19 protein-coding genes and 4 tRNA genes are annotated in these 17,343 nt (G+C 65.7%); 20 read left to right on the top strand and 3 right to left on the bottom strand.

Going from position 1 to position 17,343, the window contains the following annotated elements; genetic code table 11:
• The first annotated feature begins 60 nt into the window (after positions 1-60).
• Positions 61-942, top strand: coding sequence for a zinc metalloprotease HtpX (htpX, locus tag F3087_RS00475; RefSeq protein WP_150399761.1), 882 nt, complete (start codon positions 61-63; stop codon positions 940-942).
• Here htpX and F3087_RS00470 read toward each other — a convergent pair.
• A complete protein-coding gene (locus F3087_RS00470) occupies positions 936-1,409 on the bottom strand; it encodes a MarR family winged helix-turn-helix transcriptional regulator (RefSeq protein WP_150399760.1) in 474 nt (157 codons plus the stop codon). The two genes, htpX and F3087_RS00470, sit on opposite strands and share 7 nt — an antisense overlap.
• Before the next feature lie 18 nt (positions 1,410-1,427).
• The gene (locus tag F3087_RS00465; protein WP_150399759.1) at positions 1,428-1,919 is read right to left on the bottom strand and encodes a YajQ family cyclic di-GMP-binding protein; all 492 of its coding nucleotides are present in this window, start codon (positions 1,917-1,919) and stop codon (positions 1,428-1,430) included.
• 164 nt (positions 1,920-2,083) lie between these two features.
• Here F3087_RS00465 and F3087_RS00460 point away from each other — a divergent pair.
• The 11 genes from F3087_RS00460 (at position 2,084) to F3087_RS00410 (ending at position 7,761) form a co-directional block, all read left to right on the top strand.
• Positions 2,084-2,166 (top strand) — tRNA-Tyr (locus F3087_RS00460).
• Between the two features lie 213 nt (positions 2,167-2,379).
• Positions 2,380-2,452 (top strand) — tRNA-Thr (locus tag F3087_RS00455).
• 90 nt (positions 2,453-2,542) lie between these two features.
• Positions 2,543-2,618, top strand: a tRNA-Met gene (locus tag F3087_RS00450).
• A 41-nt stretch (positions 2,619-2,659) separates the two neighbouring features.
• Positions 2,660-2,830: a 50S ribosomal protein L33 gene (rpmG, locus tag F3087_RS00445; RefSeq protein ID WP_150399758.1), complete on the top strand. Its 171-nt coding sequence runs from the start codon at positions 2,660-2,662 to the stop codon at positions 2,828-2,830.
• A gap of 271 nt (positions 2,831-3,101) precedes the next feature.
• A complete protein-coding gene (locus F3087_RS00440) occupies positions 3,102-4,160 on the top strand; it encodes a fused (3R)-hydroxyacyl-ACP dehydratase subunits HadA/HadB (RefSeq protein WP_150400815.1) in 1,059 nt (352 codons plus the stop codon).
• Positions 4,161-4,384: 224 nt separating this feature from the next.
• Positions 4,385-4,457, top strand: a tRNA-Trp gene (locus F3087_RS00435).
• Between the two features lie 29 nt (positions 4,458-4,486).
• Positions 4,487-4,873 (top strand): preprotein translocase subunit SecE, encoded by a 387-nt coding sequence (secE, locus tag F3087_RS00430; RefSeq protein ID WP_191093719.1) that lies wholly within the window; start codon positions 4,487-4,489, stop codon positions 4,871-4,873.
• 218 nt (positions 4,874-5,091) lie between these two features.
• On the top strand, positions 5,092-5,802 hold the full coding sequence (gene nusG, locus F3087_RS00425) for a transcription termination/antitermination protein NusG (RefSeq protein ID WP_223884853.1): 711 nt from the start codon (positions 5,092-5,094) through the stop codon (positions 5,800-5,802).
• A 96-nt stretch (positions 5,803-5,898) separates the two neighbouring features.
• A complete protein-coding gene (rplK, locus tag F3087_RS00420) occupies positions 5,899-6,333 on the top strand; it encodes a 50S ribosomal protein L11 (protein ID WP_150399757.1) in 435 nt (144 codons plus the stop codon).
• Positions 6,334-6,409: 76 nt separating this feature from the next.
• The gene (gene rplA, locus F3087_RS00415) at positions 6,410-7,126 is read left to right on the top strand and encodes a 50S ribosomal protein L1 (RefSeq protein WP_150399756.1); all 717 of its coding nucleotides are present in this window, start codon (positions 6,410-6,412) and stop codon (positions 7,124-7,126) included.
• A gap of 104 nt (positions 7,127-7,230) precedes the next feature.
• Positions 7,231-7,761, top strand: coding sequence for an NADPH-dependent FMN reductase (locus F3087_RS00410; protein WP_150399755.1), 531 nt, complete (start codon positions 7,231-7,233; stop codon positions 7,759-7,761).
• A 54-nt stretch (positions 7,762-7,815) separates the two neighbouring features.
• On the opposite strand, the gene F3087_RS00405 is transcribed toward F3087_RS00410, so the two are convergent.
• A complete protein-coding gene (locus tag F3087_RS00405; protein WP_150399754.1) occupies positions 7,816-9,438 on the bottom strand; it encodes an MFS transporter in 1,623 nt (540 codons plus the stop codon).
• A 409-nt stretch (positions 9,439-9,847) separates the two neighbouring features.
• Here F3087_RS00405 and rplJ point away from each other — a divergent pair, with 409 nt between their 5' ends.
• The 8 genes from rplJ to F3087_RS00365 all read left to right on the top strand — a co-directional run bounded on the left by rplJ (position 9,848) and on the right by F3087_RS00365 (position 17,342).
• On the top strand, positions 9,848-10,393 hold the full coding sequence (rplJ, locus tag F3087_RS00400) for a 50S ribosomal protein L10 (RefSeq protein ID WP_150399753.1): 546 nt from the start codon (positions 9,848-9,850) through the stop codon (positions 10,391-10,393).
• A gap of 142 nt (positions 10,394-10,535) precedes the next feature.
• A complete protein-coding gene (gene rplL / locus F3087_RS00395; RefSeq protein ID WP_150399752.1) occupies positions 10,536-10,916 on the top strand; it encodes a 50S ribosomal protein L7/L12 in 381 nt (126 codons plus the stop codon).
• Between the two features lie 241 nt (positions 10,917-11,157).
• Positions 11,158-12,234: an ABC transporter ATP-binding protein gene (locus F3087_RS00390; protein ID WP_150399751.1), complete on the top strand. Its 1,077-nt coding sequence runs from the start codon at positions 11,158-11,160 to the stop codon at positions 12,232-12,234.
• A gap of 11 nt (positions 12,235-12,245) precedes the next feature.
• Entirely contained in the window at positions 12,246-13,040 is a 795-nt protein-coding gene (locus F3087_RS00385) for an MlaE family ABC transporter permease (protein WP_150399750.1), read from the top strand.
• Between the two features lie 105 nt (positions 13,041-13,145).
• The gene (locus F3087_RS00380) at positions 13,146-13,910 is read left to right on the top strand and encodes an ABC transporter permease (RefSeq protein WP_223884852.1); all 765 of its coding nucleotides are present in this window, start codon (positions 13,146-13,148) and stop codon (positions 13,908-13,910) included.
• Positions 13,907-15,259 (top strand): MCE family protein, encoded by a 1,353-nt coding sequence (locus F3087_RS00375; protein ID WP_150400811.1) that lies wholly within the window; start codon positions 13,907-13,909, stop codon positions 15,257-15,259. The genes F3087_RS00380 and F3087_RS00375 overlap by 4 nt, the downstream gene beginning before the upstream one ends.
• The gene (locus F3087_RS00370; RefSeq protein WP_150399749.1) at positions 15,256-16,332 is read left to right on the top strand and encodes an MCE family protein; all 1,077 of its coding nucleotides are present in this window, start codon (positions 15,256-15,258) and stop codon (positions 16,330-16,332) included. Before F3087_RS00375 ends, F3087_RS00370 begins: the two co-directional genes overlap by 4 nt.
• Entirely contained in the window at positions 16,332-17,342 is a 1,011-nt protein-coding gene (locus F3087_RS00365) for an MCE family protein (RefSeq protein ID WP_191093718.1), read from the top strand. The genes F3087_RS00370 and F3087_RS00365 overlap by 1 nt, the downstream gene beginning before the upstream one ends.
• Position 17,343 lies beyond the last annotated feature (1 nt).

Below are 17,343 nucleotides of genomic sequence, written 5' to 3'. Positions count from 1 at the left end.
TGCTCCGATCGTTGACCTGTTGTCAACACTCAACGATCGGGGAGTGGGCAAAGGAGACCTATGCACGGGCACGGGTATGCGAACGGGCTCAAGACGTTCGGTCTGATGGTCGGCATGTCGGCGTTGATCGTGGTCGCGGGCGCGTTGTTCCGCAGCCCGACCATCCTGATCATCGCCATCGTGCTGGCCGTCGGCATGAACGCCTACGCGTACTTCAACAGCGACAAGCTCGCGTTGAAGGCCATGCACGCGCAGCCGGTCAGCGAGCTGGAAGCGCCGGTCATCTACCGGATCGTGCGTGAACTGGCGACCACCGCCCGCCAGCCCATGCCGCGGCTCTACATCAGCCCGACCAACGCGCCCAACGCCTTCGCCACCGGCCGCAGTCCACGGCACGCCGCGGTCTGCTGTACCAGCGGCATCCTGCAGATCCTCGACGAACGCGAGCTACGCGCGGTGCTCGGCCATGAGCTATCGCACGTCTACAACCGCGACATCCTGATCTCCTCGGTGGCCGGCGCGCTCGCCGCGGTCATCTCCGGCCTGGCCAACCTCGCCTACTTCGCCTCCGCGTTCGGCGGCAACCGCAACGGCGGGGGGCCGAACATCATCGGCGTGCTGCTCGTCTCGCTGCTCGGCCCGATCGCCGCGAGCCTGATCAAGCTGGCCGTCTCCCGCTCCCGCGAATTCCAGGCGGACCAGTCCGGCGCCGAGCTCACCGGCGACCCGCTCGCCCTCGCCTCGGCCCTGCGCAAGCTGGAGCGCGGCGTGCAAGCCGCCCCCTTGCCCCCTGAGCCGCAATTGACCGCTCAGTCACACCTGATGATCGCCAACCCGTTTCGCGTGGGTGAGCGCGCCGCTCGCTGGTTCTCCACGCATCCGCCGATGGCCGAGCGCATCGCCCGGCTGGAGGAAATGGCCGGCGGCCGAAGGGATTACTGAGGGTCTTCGCCCGCGAGTTCGGCCTCGTACGCCCGGAAGGTGTCGACGAACAACCGACGGTGTTCCGGGGTCAGCGGTTCGAGCACCCTGCGCCACGCGCGGGCGCTGCCGCCGAGCCATTCGTTGACCGAATCTGTATGTGCCGCAGCGATTCCCACGAACGTGCGGCGACGATCGTGCTCGTCCGCGGTGCGCTCGAGCAGCCCGCTGCGACTGAGTTCGCCGACCATCAGGCTCACCGTCGTCGGCGCCACCTCCAGCCGCGCGGCGAGATCGTTCACCGTCTTCGGTCCCTCGAAGACCAGGATCGCCAGCAGCGACAGGTGCCGGGGCGCGAGCGAGAACTCCCGGAGCTCGTCCGGAACCCGTAATCGCTTGGCGCGCCCGACCACCCGGGGCATGAGCAGCAGCAGGGTGCGGATCCCCTCGTCGACGCCGAGCCCGGCCCGCTGCTGTTCGGTCGACATCGCCGGAACTCGCGCTCGCTATCGGTAGTTGACGAACTGCAGCGCGATGCCGAAATCCTCGCCCTTCAGCAGCGAGATGACGGCCTGCAGGTCGTCGCGCTTCTTGCTGCTCACCCGCAGTTCCTCACCCTGGATCTGCGCCTTCACGCCCTTCGGGCCCTCGTCGCGGATCTTCTTGGTGATCTTCTTCGCGTGCTCGGTGTCGATGCCCTGCACCAGCGTTCCGGTGATCTTGTAGGTCTTGCCGGACGCCACCGGATCGCCGGCGTCGAACGCCTTGAGCGAGATGTCGCGGCGAATCAGCTTCTCCTTGAACACATCCAGCGCCGCCTTGACCCGCTCCTCGGCCTCGGCGGTCAGCACGATCTTGTCCTCGCCGGACCACTCGATGGACGCGCCGGTGTTGCGGAAGTCGTAGCGGGTGGTCAGCTCCTTCTCCGCCTGATGCAGCGCGTTGTCGACCTCCTGACGTTCGACCTTGCTGACGACATCGAATGACGAATCGGCCACACTTCGCTCCTGTCCTGGCGGTCCAACTGCTCGCTCGACCGGTTGATCGGTCACCGTTAGTTGTACCCCGGAGCGCGACGGTAGTCCCGCCGCACGGCCGATGGCCAGCCGGTTTGCATTCAGGGTGCAGGTGCGATGTATTCTGCTCTCCGCACTCAGTGCACGGCAGATTGCCCGAGCGGCCAATGGGAGCGGACTGTAAATCCGTCGGCGAAAGCCTACGTAGGTTCGAATCCTACATCTGCCACCGAAAGCCCCCGTGGATCGAAGTTCTGATCCGCGGGGGTTTTTCGTTGCAGGCCTGCGGTCCGCGGCTCCGGCGTGCGCCGAGTGCCGGATCACCCGCCGAAAAAGGCTTCTGACCACCCGGTTTGGAGCTCTGACCCTAGAGTGTGTAACCTCGTTCAAGACTTCGCCGCGCCGGGGTCGGGTGTTCGGAGCCTGGTGCGGAAGTAGTCATGCCCCCTTAGCTCAGTCGGCAGAGCGTTTCCATGGTAAGGAAAAGGTCAACGGTTCGATTCCGTTAGGGGGCTCGCCGGATTGCCGGTGGTGACCGACTCGGCATCGCATATAGTTCCCACTCCGGTGGGGCCGGGCGCGGCACTACAGCAATGCGTCCCCGTGGCGGTGTAGCTCAGTCGGTAGAGCAAACGACTCATAATCGTTGTGTCGCCGGTTCAAGTCCGGCCATCGCTACCAAACCGATCAGACCAACTGGTTGACCCGAAAGAAGGAATATCGTGGCCGCGAAGTCCACCGATGTCCGGCCAAAGATCACCTTGGCCTGCGAAGAGTGCAAGCACCGCAACTACATCACCAAGAAGAACCGGCGCAACGACCCGGATCGGCTGGAACTCAAGAAGTTCTGCCCGAACTGCGGCACGCACCGGGGACACAAAGAATCCCGCTAGTCCGCCACGCGTGATGCTGCCGCGTGGATCGGCGTCGAGAGCCTAGATCGCTTTCGGCAATCTGGATCGTGACAGTGCGAGGGCCGGACGATTGTCCGGCCCTGACGCATTTCACGGTCGAGTGGCGCGGTAGGTGAGGGAGCGTAGCGAGCGAACCATGGATACAGCCGCCCCAGCGGTTACGGCGGAGCCGAGCGTCAGCGAGGCGTAGTCGTAGACGCTCCGCCGACTCCGGGCCTCGGGGTCAGATAGGTACAGTCCTCCCGTGACAATCAACACCGGTACAGACGAAGCGGTTCAGGCGGTCGAGTCCTTCGACCCCGCAGCACACGCGGCCTCGATGGTGGGTCACCACTACCGCGTCGACGACTACTACGAGGTCGGCCGCGAGAAGGTGCGCGAATACGCGCGCGCTGTGCAGGACTACCACCCGGTGCACTGGGACGAGGACCTGGCGCAGGAGTACGGCTACGACGGCCTGCTCGCGCCGCTGACCTTCATCTCCCTGGTCGGCATTCTGGCCCAGCGCAAGCTCTTCGAGCAGATTGTCACCGGCTACGACCTCAGCCAGATCCTGCAGACCGACCAGATCCTGGAATTCCACCGGCCGATCAAGGTCGGCGACCAGCTGGTCTGCGACGTCTACCTGCACTCGTTCCGGCAGGCGTTCGGCGGCGACATCATCGTCACCAAGAACATCGTCACCGCGCAGAACGACGAGCTGGTACTCACCACCTACACCACGCTGATCGGCCGCAGCGGCGGCGACATCGACCCGAACCTCAACGACGTCGTGCGCAACGTGCTCATGCACGGCATCGGCGAGGACGCCCCGGACCACCGCCCGCGCGCCAACGTGCCCGCCCCCGTGGTCGCGGCCAAGGTGCCCGAGGTCGCGCCGAGCAAGCGCGCGCGCAGCTTCGACGACATCGCGGCCGGCGACGAACTCCCCAGTCGGATCATCCGGCTCACCCGCGGCGACCTGGTGAACTACGCCGGCGTCTCCGGCGACGCCAACCCGATCCACTGGAGCGACGAGGTGGTCAAGCTGGTCGACCTCGAGGACGTGGTCGCGCACGGCATGCTCACCATGGGCCTGGGCGGCGGCTTCGTCACCTCCTGGCTCGGCGACCCCGGTGCGGTCAAGGAATACAACGTCCGCTTCACCAGCCCGGTCTATGTGGGGACGGATGAGGCCGCCGAGATCGAGTACACCGGTAAGGTGAAGTCCGTGGATCCGGAGACGCGGACCGCGGTCATCGCCATCGTGGCGAAGTCGGCGGGGCGCAAGATCTTCGGGCGCGCGACGGCTACCGTCCAACTGGCCTGACCTGGTCGCTTGACCCTGATTGGCAAACGACGCGGACGGTAACGTACACTCAGATTTCTGGGGTCACCAGCCGTTGCGCGCTGCTCTGTAGAGCCGGTTCCGGGCGAGTTCGTAAGGATTCGTCGAAGGAATCGGCAACTGCCAAGCAGCGCGCGTGTTATGTGACACCAGAAGAACAACTGAATACCGAACAGTGGTTGGACGGCCGACACGGATCCAACCGAAGGGGCGTAGCTCAACTGGCAGAGCAGCGGTCTCCAAAACCGCAGGTTGCAGGTTCAAGTCCTGTCGCCCCTGCCCTGGATGCCAGCGACGAAAGGATCGACGTGAGCGAGCGGGAAGATCGCCTGGGCGCACATGCGACCGACGACGGCGATGACACCGCCGGGGTAGCTCGTCCGAGTGGTAAGCGAACCGCACGGCGAACCCGCAGCGCGTCATCCGACACCGGTTCGATCGCCACTCTGGATCGACCCACGTCGCGCAAGGCAGCCAAGACCGATCGGGCCGAACGCGGAACGCGTAATCCGTTCAAGCGTTTGATCAAGTTCCTGCGTGAAGTAATCGCGGAACTGCGCAAGGTGATCTGGCCCAACCGGAAGCAGATGGTCACCTATACGAGCGTTGTTCTGGTGTTCGTGATTTTCATGGTCGCGTTCATCAGCGGGTTGGATGTGGCGTTCATCAAGGGTGTCAACTGGCTGTTCGGCTAGCAGAACGGCCCGACGCCGGCCGATCTCCGGGGCGGACCCGGGCGGAGTGATTCCGCCGCGCGCCCGGCCCCGGCACGCAGAGGATGTACGTGACGACACAGGAAGCGAGTGCCCCAGTGAGCACCCCGGAGAACGACACAAACGAAGAGTTCCCGGTCGAGGACGCGGTGGTGGATCCCACGACCGAAGACGCCGCGACCGTCGAAGACTCCGAGGACGTGGACTCCGAGGGCTCCGTCGACTCCGAGTCGGAGACCGACGAGGCGCAAGCCGCTGCCGAGGCCGCCCCGATCGACGCCGAACCCGCCGATCCGGTCGCCGAGATGAAGTCCGCGCTGCGTCGCGCCCCCGGTGACTGGTACGTCATCCACTCTTACGCCGGCTACGAGAACAAGGTGAAGGCCAACCTCGAGACCCGCGTGCAGAACCTCGACCTCGAGGAGTACATCTTCCAGGTCGAGGTGCCGACCGAAGAGGTCACCGAGATCAAGAACGGCCAGCGCAAGAACGTCAACCGCAAGGTGCTGCCCGGCTACATCCTGGTCCGGATGGAACTCAACGACGAGTCGTGGGGCGCGGTGCGCAACACCCCCGGTGTCACCGGTTTCGTCGGCGCCACCTCGCGCCCGTCGCCGCTGTCCATCGACGACGTGGTGAAGTTCCTCGTCCCCGCCGCCCAGCAGAAGAAGGCTCCGGCCGCCGCTGGTGCAGGCTCGTCCGAGTCGTCCAGCGAGTCGGTGTCCAAGCCGGCCATCGAGGTCGACTTCGAGGTCGGCGAGTCGGTGACCGTGATGGACGGCCCCTTCGCGACGCTGCCCGCCAGCATCTCCGAGGTCAACGCCGAGCAGCAGAAGCTCAAGGTGCTCGTGTCGATCTTCGGTCGCGAGACCCCGGTGGAGCTCGGCTTCACCCAGGTCGCGAAGATCTAAGACGTTCCGTCCCCGACGGAATGAATCGGCCCGGGTCACGGGTTGATTCACCAGGACTTGCAAAGAGCAAGGAAAACAGACACCTAGGAAAGAAAGATGCCCCCCAAGAAGAAGAAGCTCGCCGGGATCATCAAGCTTCAGATCCAGGCCGGCCAGGCGAACCCCGCCCCCCCGGTGGGTCCCGCGCTCGGTCAGCACGGCGTGAACATCATGGAGTTCTGCAAGGCGTACAACGCCGCGACCGAGTCGCAGCGTGGCAACGTCATCCCGGTCGAGATCTCGGTCTACGAAGACCGCTCGTTCGACTTCAAGCTGAAGACCCCGCCCGCCGCTCGGCTGCTGCTCAAGGCCGCCGGTGTGCAGAAGGGTTCGGCTGAGCCGCACAAGACCAAGGTCGCGAAGATCACCATGGACCAGGTCCGGGAGATCGCCAAGACCAAGGCCGAAGATCTGAACGCCAAGGACATCGACCAGGCGGCGAAGATCATCGCGGGTACCGCGCGTTCGATGGGTATCACCGTCGAAGGCTGAGCGACCTCGCTCCAGGTGGGAGGGCCGGCCAGGCCCGATAACCACGGCTGAAACCAGAAACTAAGGACAGAGAATCATGGCAAAACGAAGCAAGGCGTATCTCGCCGCGGCCGAGAAGGTCGATCGCGACACGCTGTACTCCCCGCTCGCCGCGGCGCGGCTGGCCAAGGAGACCGCGACCACCAAGACCGACGCGACCGTCGAGGTCGCCGTTCGTCTCGGCGTCGATCCCCGCAAGGCGGACCAGATGGTTCGTGGCACGGTCAACCTGCCGCACGGCACCGGTAAGACCGCTCGCGTCATCGTGTTCGCGGCCGGCGAGAAGGCCGCCGAGGCCGAGGCCGCCGGTGCGGACGCCGTCGGCGCCGAGGACCTGATCGAGCGGATCCAGGGCGGCTGGCTCGATTTCGACGCCGCGATCGCCACCCCGGACCAGATGGCCAAGGTCGGCCGGATCGCGCGTGTCCTCGGACCGCGTGGCCTGATGCCGAACCCGAAGACGGGCACGGTCACCAACGACGTGACCAAGGCCGTCAACGAGATCAAGGGCGGAAAGATCAACTTCCGCGTCGACAAGCAGGCCAACCTGCACTTCGTCATCGGCAAGGCCTCCTTCGCCGATGCCGCGCTGGTGGAGAACTACGGCGCCGCGCTGGAGGAGATCCTCCGCGTGAAGCCGTCGACCGCCAAGGGCCGCTACGTCAAGAAGGTGACGGTTTCGACGAACACCGGACCGGGCATCCCGGTGGACCCGAACCGCACCCGCAACCTCCTCGACGAGGACGCGTCTTAAGTAGCACCTAGCACGCCGATAAGGGCGGGAACGCGAATCGCGTTCCCGCCCTTACGCGTTCGCGGGGGCGGACTAATTCCGGGCGCGGCGTCGTTGGCCCTCACGTGACGGTTGTCCTGCTCATCTCCGGGAGCACGCGCAGTGCTTCGACCAATTCCGCCGCCTTGCGCACGGTGCAGGCGCTCGCCGCCGACGGCGTGGACGCGCGCTGGTTCGACGGCCTCGCCGCACTGCCCGCGTTCAACCCGGACGACGACGGCACCGGGCATCCGTCGGTTCTCGCGCTGCGCGAACAGCTTTCGCAGGCCGACGCGGTGCTGTTCTGCACCCCGGAGTACGCGGGCACGCTGCCGGGCAGCCTGAAGAACCTGCTCGACTGGACCGTCGGCAATGCCGATCTGTACGAGAAGCCGACCGCCTGGATCAATGTGGCCGCGGCCGGTCGTGGTGAAGGCGCCGCCGCGACGCTGGCCCTGGTCCTGGGTTATGTAGGGGCGGACATGGTCCCCGACGAGTGCGCCCGGCTGCCGGTCGGCCGCGACGAGGTCGGACCGGACGGACTGGTCGCCACCGCCGAATTCCGTAGCGGTGCCGCGGAAGCACTCAACCGGCTGGTCACCCGGGCGACTGCCTGAGCACGGCAAGGCCGGGACCCGACTGGATCCCGGCCTCCGATGCGGCAATCGACCTCAGTCGACCGAATCCTCCTGCGGTTGCGCCTCTTTCCGCCAGGCGAGCAGCACCGACTCACCCTCCGGCGCGCCCCACGGCAGGAAAATCGCCACCACGACCGCGCACACCACCACCGCGGCCGCCGCGACCAGCGATGCGGTGTGCGAGCCCTGCAGCGCGGCCGTCTTCATGGCGACGATGAGGTTCTCCCGCTGGCTCTCGAAGAACTGGGGGAGTGGGCGCTTGCGGATCTCCAGCACGCTGAGCGGGCTGGACTTCACCAGTCCCTTCTCGTTCTCACTCATCAGGTTGGCCGGCAGCGCGTCGATGCGCGGGGCGATCCTGGTCGTGTAGTACGACGCCACGATCGAGCCGAGCACCGCGACGCCGAGGGTGCCGCCGATCTCGCGGGTGGTGTCGTTCACCGCGGAGCCGGCGCCCGCCTCGTTCAGCGGCAGCGATCCCATGATCGATTCGGTGGCCGGTCCCTGCACGATGCCGACGCCGAGCGCCATGAACACCATGGCGGGCAGCACGTCGGTGAGATACGGACTGTCCACCGTCACCTGACCGCCCAGATACAACCCGAGCCCGGTGCTCAACAGGCCGGTCACGATGACCGGAGTCGGCCCGAATCGCTGCGCGAGCAGAGTGGCGATCGGTGCGCCGATCGCCACCGAGAACGCGAAAGGCAGTGAGGCGATACCGAATTCGAGCGGCGTGTATTCGCGCACCCCTTGGAAATACTGGGTGATGAGGAAAAGGAATCCGAACATCGAGAAGTAGCAGATCGCAATCGACAAGGCGGGCATCGAGAATCGCCGATTGCGGAACAGTGTCATATCGAGAATCGGTGCGGGAGTTCGCAATTCCCAGATAACGAAGGCGACGAGCAGAATAAGCCCGAGTGCGCCGGTGCCCACCGTGGTGGTGGACAGCCAGCCGAATCGCGGCGCCTCGATGATCGACCAGACCACCAGCGTGATGCCCGCGATGGACAACCCGATGCCGGGCAGATCGAGCCGGCCGACGTGGGTGGAGCGCGATTCCGGTACCCAGAGCAGCGTCGCCACCAAAGCGACCAGGGCCAGTGGCACGTTGATCCAGAAGACCGAGTGCCAGGTGAAGTGCTCGAGCAGCCAGCCGCCGGAGATCGGGCCGATCGCGATGGCGAAGCCGGCCATCGCGGTCCAGGCGGCAATGGCCAGGGCCCGTTCGCGTTTGTCGTGGAAGATGTTGATGATCAGCGCCAGCGTCGCCGGGAACACAGCCGCGGCGAACACGCCCATCGCGGCGCGCGCGGCGATCACCCCGCCCATCGAGCCGGACAGCGCGCCGGCCACCGACATGGCGCCGACGCCGACCAGGCCGACCATCATCACCCGGCGGCGGCCGAGCCGATCGCCGAGATTGCCGAACGCGAGCAACAGGCCCGCGAAGGTGAGGGTGTAGGCGTCGACGACCCATTGCAGGCCGCTGACGCCGGTGCGCAGCTGCACTCCGATGGAGGGCAGTGCCACGTTGACGATGGTGTTGTCCAGGACGACTAGCAGCTCGGCGAGGCAGATCACGGCCAAGGCGAGAAAGCGCTGGTTACGTCGTTCCAGCAGCACCGGTGGATCGACTATGGAGGTTGCCATAGTTGAGCAGTCAAACAGTAACTGTCACTCTTGGTAACACCTTCAGGCGGCGATGTCGGCCACATCGGGCAGTGATATGTGATGCACGGCACATCAATTCGGCCGCCGAATGGTCCCAATTCGCCTCTGGGGCACCCCGTTTTGGCAGTTGGGGGGTGGTCCGGGTACATTGGACATCAGTTATCGACTAGTTCGATTCCTACCCAATCCGTTCTACCGAAGACCGTTGGTCGTCGAGCCCGCATGGGTTCGGTCGAAGGTCCGGCGACATTGCCGGCGGCCCACGCAGGGAGAACCGAGGCCGTCATGTATTTGTGCGCCCCGGAACGCCTTGCGTCCGGGGCGTTTTTTGTCGCCGTCCCCTGATCGGTAGTCCGTTTCGAACCGACCATCAGAGAGGAGGCGAAGTATGGCAAAACCCGAGAAGGTCACTGCGGTCGAGGAGATCGCGGAGCAGTTCAAGAGCTCCACTGCCACCGTGGTCACGGAATACCGTGGACTGTCGGTCGGCAAGCTCACCGAGCTGCGCCGCGCGCTGGGCGCCGAAGCCACGTACTCCGTCGCCAAGAACACCCTGGTCAAGCGCGCTGCTGCCGAAGCTGGCGTGGAAGGCCTCGACGATCTGTTCGTCGGACCGACCGCGATCACCTTCATCAGCGGCGAGCCTGTCACCGCGGCGAAGGCCCTCAAGACCTTCGCGAAGGACAACAAGGCGCTCATCATCAAGGGCGGCTACATGGACGGCGCACCGCTGTCCGTGTCCGAGGTCGAGAAGATCGCCGACCTGGAGTCCCGCGAGGTCCTGCTGGCCAAGCTGGCCGGTGCGATGAAGGGCAACATGGCGAAGGCCGCCGGTCTGTTCAACGCTCCCGCATCGCAGGTGGCTCGCCTTGCCGCCGCGCTCGTGGAGAAGAAGCAGGCCGAAGCCGGTGGCGAAACCGCTGCCGCTGAATAACCCACGCGGCCTGAGCGTCAGGCCCGGAGGCGGCAGCGCCAGCGTAACCACGCAGGGCCAGTGAAGGCCGCCAATGAAACACAGTGGGTGATTCGCGTGCGCGTCGCCCTCATAGCGAATAACTACCGAAAGGAACAACATCATGGCCAACGTTGACGAACTGCTGGAGACCTTCGGCAGCATGACCCTGCTCGAGCTGTCGGACTTCGTCAAGAAGTTCGAAGAGAAGTTCGAGGTCACCGCCGCTGCTCCGGTCGCCGTCGCCGGTCCGGCCGGCCCGGGCGCCGTTGCGGACGCCGTCGAGGAGCAGGACGAGTTCGACGTCATCCTCGAGGGTGCGGGCGACAAGAAGATCCAGGTCATCAAGGTGGTCCGCGAGATCGTCTCCGGCCTGGGCCTGAAGGAAGCCAAGGACCTCGTCGAGGGCGCGCCGAAGGCCATCCTGGAGAAGGTTGCCAAGGATGCCGCCGAGACTGCCAAGGCGAAGCTGGAAGATGCCGGCGCCAAGGTCTCGGTCAAGTAATTCCGGACCGAATCGCCGACGGGCGGTCCCCTCTTCGGGGGCCGCCCGTTTGCTATTTCTGGCGACCTGCACCAACAATGCGGAAATAGCGAATGAAACGGGGTTACTCTTCAGTCAGGTTGGGGTGTGCCCCGTCTCGCTCTTGAGATACAGTGGCCCGACCCACTGTGACGTGACACACCGCGAGACCGAGCACGCGGTTAGCTGGTGGGCAGCTCGCTGAGAAATTGTGGAGGTTGGCGTGGGCGTCGAGGTCAGAACCGAAGGTATTACGAAGTCCTTCGGATCCCAGCGAATTTGGCAGGATGTCTCCCTGACCTTGCCGACCGGTGAGGTCAGCGCTCTGCTGGGCCCGTCGGGTACCGGCAAGTCGGTCTTTCTGAAGTCGCTGATCGGCCTGCTGCGCCCGGAGCGCGGCTCGATCTTCGTCGGCGACACCGATATCACCACCTGCTCGAACAAGGATCTCTACGAGATCCGCAAGCTCTTCGGCGTGCTGTTCCAGGACGGCGCGCTGTTCGGCTCGATGAACCTCTTCGACAATGTCGCGTTCCCGCTTCGTGAACACACGAAGAAGTCGGAATCCGAGATTCGCAAGATCGTCATGGAGAAGCTGGAGCTGACCGGTCTGCTCGGGGCCGAAGGCAAGCTGCCCGGTGAGATCTCCGGCGGTATGCGCAAGCGCGCCGGGCTGGCCCGCGCCCTCGTGCTGGACCCGCAGATCATCCTCGTCGACGAGCCGGACTCCGGCCTCGACCCGGTGCGCACCGCCTACATCAGCCAGCTGCTGATCGATATCAACGCGCAGATCGACGCCACCATCCTGATCGTCACGCACAACATCAACCTGGCCCGCACCGTGCCGGACAACATCGGCATGATGTTCCGCCGCCAGCTGGTCATGTTCGGCCCGCGCGAGGTCCTGCTGACCTCCGACGAGCCCGTGGTGAAGCAGTTCCTCAACGGACGCATGCAGGGCCCGATCGGCATGTCCGAGGAGAAGGACGAGGCCCAGATGGCGCGCGAGCAAGCGATGTTCGACGGCGGCCATCACCACGGCGGCGCCGAAGAGGTCGAGGGCATCATCCCGCAGATGCAGGCGACCCCCGGCATGCCGGTTCGCCAAGCAGTCAACCGCCGCAAGGAGCGGGTCCGCGAGATCATGCACACTCTGCCGCACGCTGCGCAGACCGCGATTCGCGAATCACTTGATCAGAACGATGAGACGCAGGTGCTCGCGTACAACAACAGCGACCTGGGTGGTTACCAGGGCGGCGCGTACGAGACCACCACTCGACACAACACAACTAACGGGTAACATCTGCGATCGTGAATTCCTCCCTGGCGCGATTGCGGACTCCACTGGAGTCGGGGTTTGGCCAGGCCGGCAACATCTTTGCGCTGTTCGTGGACGTGCTGCGCAAGACGTTTCGCCGGCCGTTCGAGTGGCGGGAGTTCATCGAGCAGTCGTGGTTCATCGCGAGTGTCTCGATCCTGCCCAGCGCACTCGTCGCTATTCCCTTCGGCGCGGTCGTCGCGCTGCAGACCGGCTCGCTCATCAAACAGCTCGGTGCCGAATCCTTCACCGGCGCAACAAGTGTGCTCGCCACCGTGCAGCAGGCGGCGCCGATCGTCACGGCGCTGATCATCGCGGGCGCGGCCGGTTCGGCGGTCGCCGCCGACCTCGGCTCGCGCACCATCCGTGAGGAGATCGACGCGCTGGAAGTGCTCGGCGTCGATCCGGTGCACAAGCTCGTCGTGCCGCGCGTGCTCGGCATGACCGTGGTGGCGCTGCTGCTCAACGGCCTGGTGTCGGTGGTCGGCATCGCGGGCGGTTACTTCTTCAACGTGCTGCTGCAAGGCGGCACGCCCGGCGCGTACCTCGCCTCGTTCTCCGCGCTGGCGCAGCTGCCGGACCTGTGGATCGGTGAGTTCAAGGCGCTGGTGTTCGGTCTGATAGCCGGTGTGATCGCCGCATACAAGGGCTTGCACCCCAAGGGTGGCCCGAAGGGAGTAGGTGAAGCGGTGAACCAATCCGTGGTGATCACGTTCTTGGTGCTGTTCTTCGTGAACCTCATTCTCACCCTGGTGTACCTGCAGGTCGTCCCGGCCAAGGGCGCCTGACCGGTGGCCACCCAGTACCGCAACCCCGCTCTCGCCAAATCGCTTCGCCGGGCGGGCAGTATCGCCCGTTCACCGCTGAAGGTGATCGATCGGGCCGGCGAGCAGATGTCGTTCTACACGCGCGCCATCGCCTGGATCCCGCGCACCGCCGTGCATTACCGCAAGGAGGTCATGCGGCTGCTCGCCGAGGTGACCTTCGGCAGCGGCGCGCTCGCGGTGATCGGCGGCACCATCGGCGTCATCGTGTTCATGTCCGGGTCGGTCGGCGTCGTGGTCGGCCTGCAGGGCTTCAAGGCGCTGGACGCGCTCGGCAGCTCGGTGCTGACCGGCTTCCTCACCGCCTACATCAACACCCGCGAGATCGCCCCGCTGGTCGCGGCTTTGGCGTTGTCGGCGACGGTGGGCTGTGGCTTCACCGCGCAGCTCGGCGCCATGCGGATCTCCGAGGAGATCGACGCGCTCGAGGTGATGGCGGTGCCCGGCGTGCCGTTCCTGGTCACCACCAGGGTGATCGCCGGCTTCCTCGCGGTGATCCCGCTCTACATCGTCGGCCTGCTCGGCACGTTCCTGGCCTCGCGGATGATCAGCATCTGGTTCAACGGGCAGTCCAGCGGGTCCTACGACCACTACTTCAGCCTGTTCCTACCACCTGAAGACGTGCTCTATTCGTTCGTCAAGGTGCTGGTGTTCGCGTTCGTGATCATCATGGTGCACTGCTACTACGGCTTCCACGCCACCGGCGGACCGGCCGGCGTCGGCGTCGCGGTGGGTCGCGCGGTGCGCGCGGCCATCGTGCTGGTCAACGTGCTCGATTTCTTCCTCAGCCTGGCTATTTGGGGAACGACCACGACGGTGCGGGTGGCCGGATGAGCCGCGGTGTGCAGGCTTGGCGGTCCACCGAGAAGCTGCGCGTGCGGCTGCTCGGCCTCGCGTTCTTCGTGGTGGTCGCGCTGTTTCTCGCGACCACCATCGCGATCTACAACAAGCAGTTCGTGAAGACGGTCGACGTCGACCTGGTCACCGACAGTGTGGGCAACGCGCTCACCAAGAACGCGGACGTGAAGGTCCGCGGCATCACCGTCGGCGATGTGCGGTCGAGCAACTCCGAGAACGGCAAGGTGACACTGCATCTCGCCATCCACCCGGACAAGGCCGATCAGATCCCCGCCAACGCGACCGCGCGGCTGCTGCCGAAGACGCTGTTCGGCGAGCGGTACGTGGACCTGATGATCCCCGCCGACCGCAGCGCGAACCACCTGACCAACGGGGTGACCCTGCAACAGGACAAGAGCGGCAACGCGATCGAGCTGAGCAAGCTGCTCGACGACCTGATGCCGCTGCTGCAGGCGATCCCGCCGCAGGACCTCGCCGCCACCCTCGGCGCGCTGTCGCAGGCGCTGTCCGGTCAGGGTCTGGCGCTCGGCGAGAGCGTGGACAAGCTGGACAACATCTTCCGTCAGGTCAACGGCGTGCTGCCGGACCTGCAGCAGGACCTGCGCAGCTTCGCCGAGGTGGCCGCCACCTACGCCGACGCCGCGCCGCAGCTGGTGAACGCGCTGGACAACCTGCGCACCACCAACGCGACCATCGTGCAACGGCGCTTCGACATCGACTCGCTCTACGCCGTGCTGACCCCCGCCTCCTCGAACAGCGCCGATTTCCTGGTGGCCAACCGGGACAACATCATCGACCTGTCCGCCGACTCCCGCCCGCTGCTCGAACAGCTCGCCACCTACTCGCCGACCTTCCCGTGCGTGATGGCGAACTTCGCTCAGCTCAAGCCGCGCATCGACGACATCCTCGGCAAGGGCACCAAGAATCCGGGCACCCGGGTGAGCATCGAGCTGACCAACCCGCGCGGCAAGTACCTGCCGAATCAGGACGAGCCGCGCTGGCTCGACGACCGTGGCCCGTGGTGTATTCCGGAGAAGCCGCTCGGCGTCGATCCCGGCCAGTACACCGGCGGCGCGAACAACGACGGTTCCTACGCGGTGCCCAGCCGCAACACCGGCGATCTGGAGACCGGCAAGATGTCGCCCCCGCAGTTCGGCGTCTACCCGGCCGGTCGGGTGCCGACCATCGCCGGTTCGCCGGTCGAGCAGCAGTCGCTCGGCGCGATCTACGGTGCCGCCAATGGTGTTGCGCCGGACCAGGTGCCGAGCTGGGTGACCAGGGCAGGCGCGCCCGCGTTCCGGGGTAGCGAGGTGAGCGTTCGATGAAGCAGAAACTCCGCGGCCTCGGTGGCCCGCTCACCAAGCTGATCATCTTCGTCGTCGTGACGGTGTTCGCGACCACGGTGCTCGCGCTGTCCATCGCCAACTACAGCGGCGACGGCACCAAGTTCAAGGCGCGGTTCACCGATGTCACCTCGCTGAACAAGGGTGACGAGGTGCGCGTCGCGGGTGTCCGGATCGGCAAGGTCACCAATATCGCGATCGTGGACAAGCGCCTGGCCGAGGTGAGTTTCGAACTCACCGACCGCAATTGGCTGCCCGCCTCGACCACCGCGAGTATCCGCTACCGCAACCTGGTCGGCCAGCGCTACATCGCGCTGGAGCAGGGCACCGGCGAGCAGGGCCGGAAGCTCAACGAGGGCGGCACCATTCCGCTGGAGCGCACCAACCCCGCGCTCAACCTCACCACGCTGTTCAACGGCTTCCGTCCGCTGTTCCGCACGCTGACCGCCGACGACGTGAACAAGCTCTCCTTCGAGATCATCCAGGTGTTCCAGGGCGAACAAGGCACCATCCACGACCTGGTCGCCACCACCGCGAACCTGACCAACAAGATCGCCGACAAGGACGCGGTGATCGGTGAACTGGTGCGCAACCTGACCGCGGTGCTCGACACGGTCAACCAGCGCGACGATCAGTTCGACAAGCTCATCGTCAACACCGAGGCGTTGGTCAGCGGCCTGTCCGCGGAACGCGACACGATCGGCCGCTCGGTCACCTCGCTGGGCAACCTGGCCTCGGCCACCGCCGACCTGCTCGTCCCGGTGCGCCCGACGCTGCAAGGCTCGATCGCCGGGCTCAGCCAGCTGGCCGGCACCATCAACGATCGGCAGGACGACGTGAACGACGTGCTGCGCAACCTGCCGATCAAGATGGAAAAGCTCGGCCGGGTGGGCAGTTACGGCTCCTGGTTCCAGTTCTATCTGTGCGGTATCGACATCGTGGTCGGGCCGGGCACGGCGGACGCCCCGAACCTGAACCTGCCGGCCGGACTGCCGACGATCAACCAGCCCATTTACACCAATGCCGCGCCGCGCTGCTCCGGGAAGGCCCGCTGATGGACGACCGGATTCTGCTCGGACGCCGCAGCCCCGTCTTCATGGGCGTGCTCGGCCTGGCCATGGTGCTGCTGGTGACGGTGTCCGCGTTCTTCCTGGACCGGCTGCCGATCATCGGCGCGGGCACCAAGTACACCGCCGAATTCTCCGAGGCCGCGGGCCTGAAGAAGGGCAACGAGGTCCGCATCGCGGGCGTGAAGGTCGGCTCGGTCTCCGACGTGCGCCTCGACGGGCCCAAGGTGCTCGTCGACTTCCGCACCCAGGACGCCTGGATCGGCAGCGAGACCACCGCCTCGATTCAGATCAAGACCGTACTCGGCCAGAAGTACCTGGCGCTGGACCCGAAGGGCTCCCGCGCGGCCGATCCGGCGAGCCGGATTCCGTTGTCCCGCACCGTCGCTCCGTACGACGTGGTGGACGCGTTCACCGACGCGGCGAAGAACATCGACCAGATCGACACCGCCCAGCTGGCCACCAGCATGCGGGTGCTCTCCGACGCGTTCGCCACCACGCCGCCGGAGCTGCGCGGCTCGATCGACGGCGTCGCCCGGCTGTCGGAGACGCTGGCCAAGCGGGACGAGGAGCTGAAGAAGCTGTTCGCCGCGACCAGGAAGACCACCCAGGTGCTGGCCGACCGCAACGCGGAGTTCGAGCGACTGCTGGCCAACGGCGGGCAGCTGCTGGCCGAGCTCAACATTCGTCAGCAGTCGATCGCGCAGTTGCTCTCCGGCGCCAAGACGGTGTCCGCGGAGCTCACCGCGCTGGTGCACGACAACGAGGAGCAGATCGGCCCGGCGCTGAAGAACCTGCGCGGCTCGATCGATCTGCTGAATGCCAACCAGCAGAACATCTCCAAGACCTTGGAGCTGGCGGCCCCGTTCTACGGGATCTACGCCAACGTGCTCGGCACCGGCCGCTGGTTCGACGCGGTGATCGTCAACCTGATCCCGCCCGCGCTGCCGGAGATCCCCGGCGCCCGTCCGCCGATCCGCAACATGGGAGGTAACTGAC

The sequence above is a fragment of the Nocardia colli genome, from assembly GCF_008704205.1.
In the GTDB taxonomy this organism is placed as follows: Bacteria; Actinomycetota; Actinomycetes; order Mycobacteriales; family Mycobacteriaceae; genus Nocardia; species Nocardia colli.
Note: the sequence above shows the minus strand (reverse complement) of the source record. Positions and strands in the feature narration are given on the sequence as shown.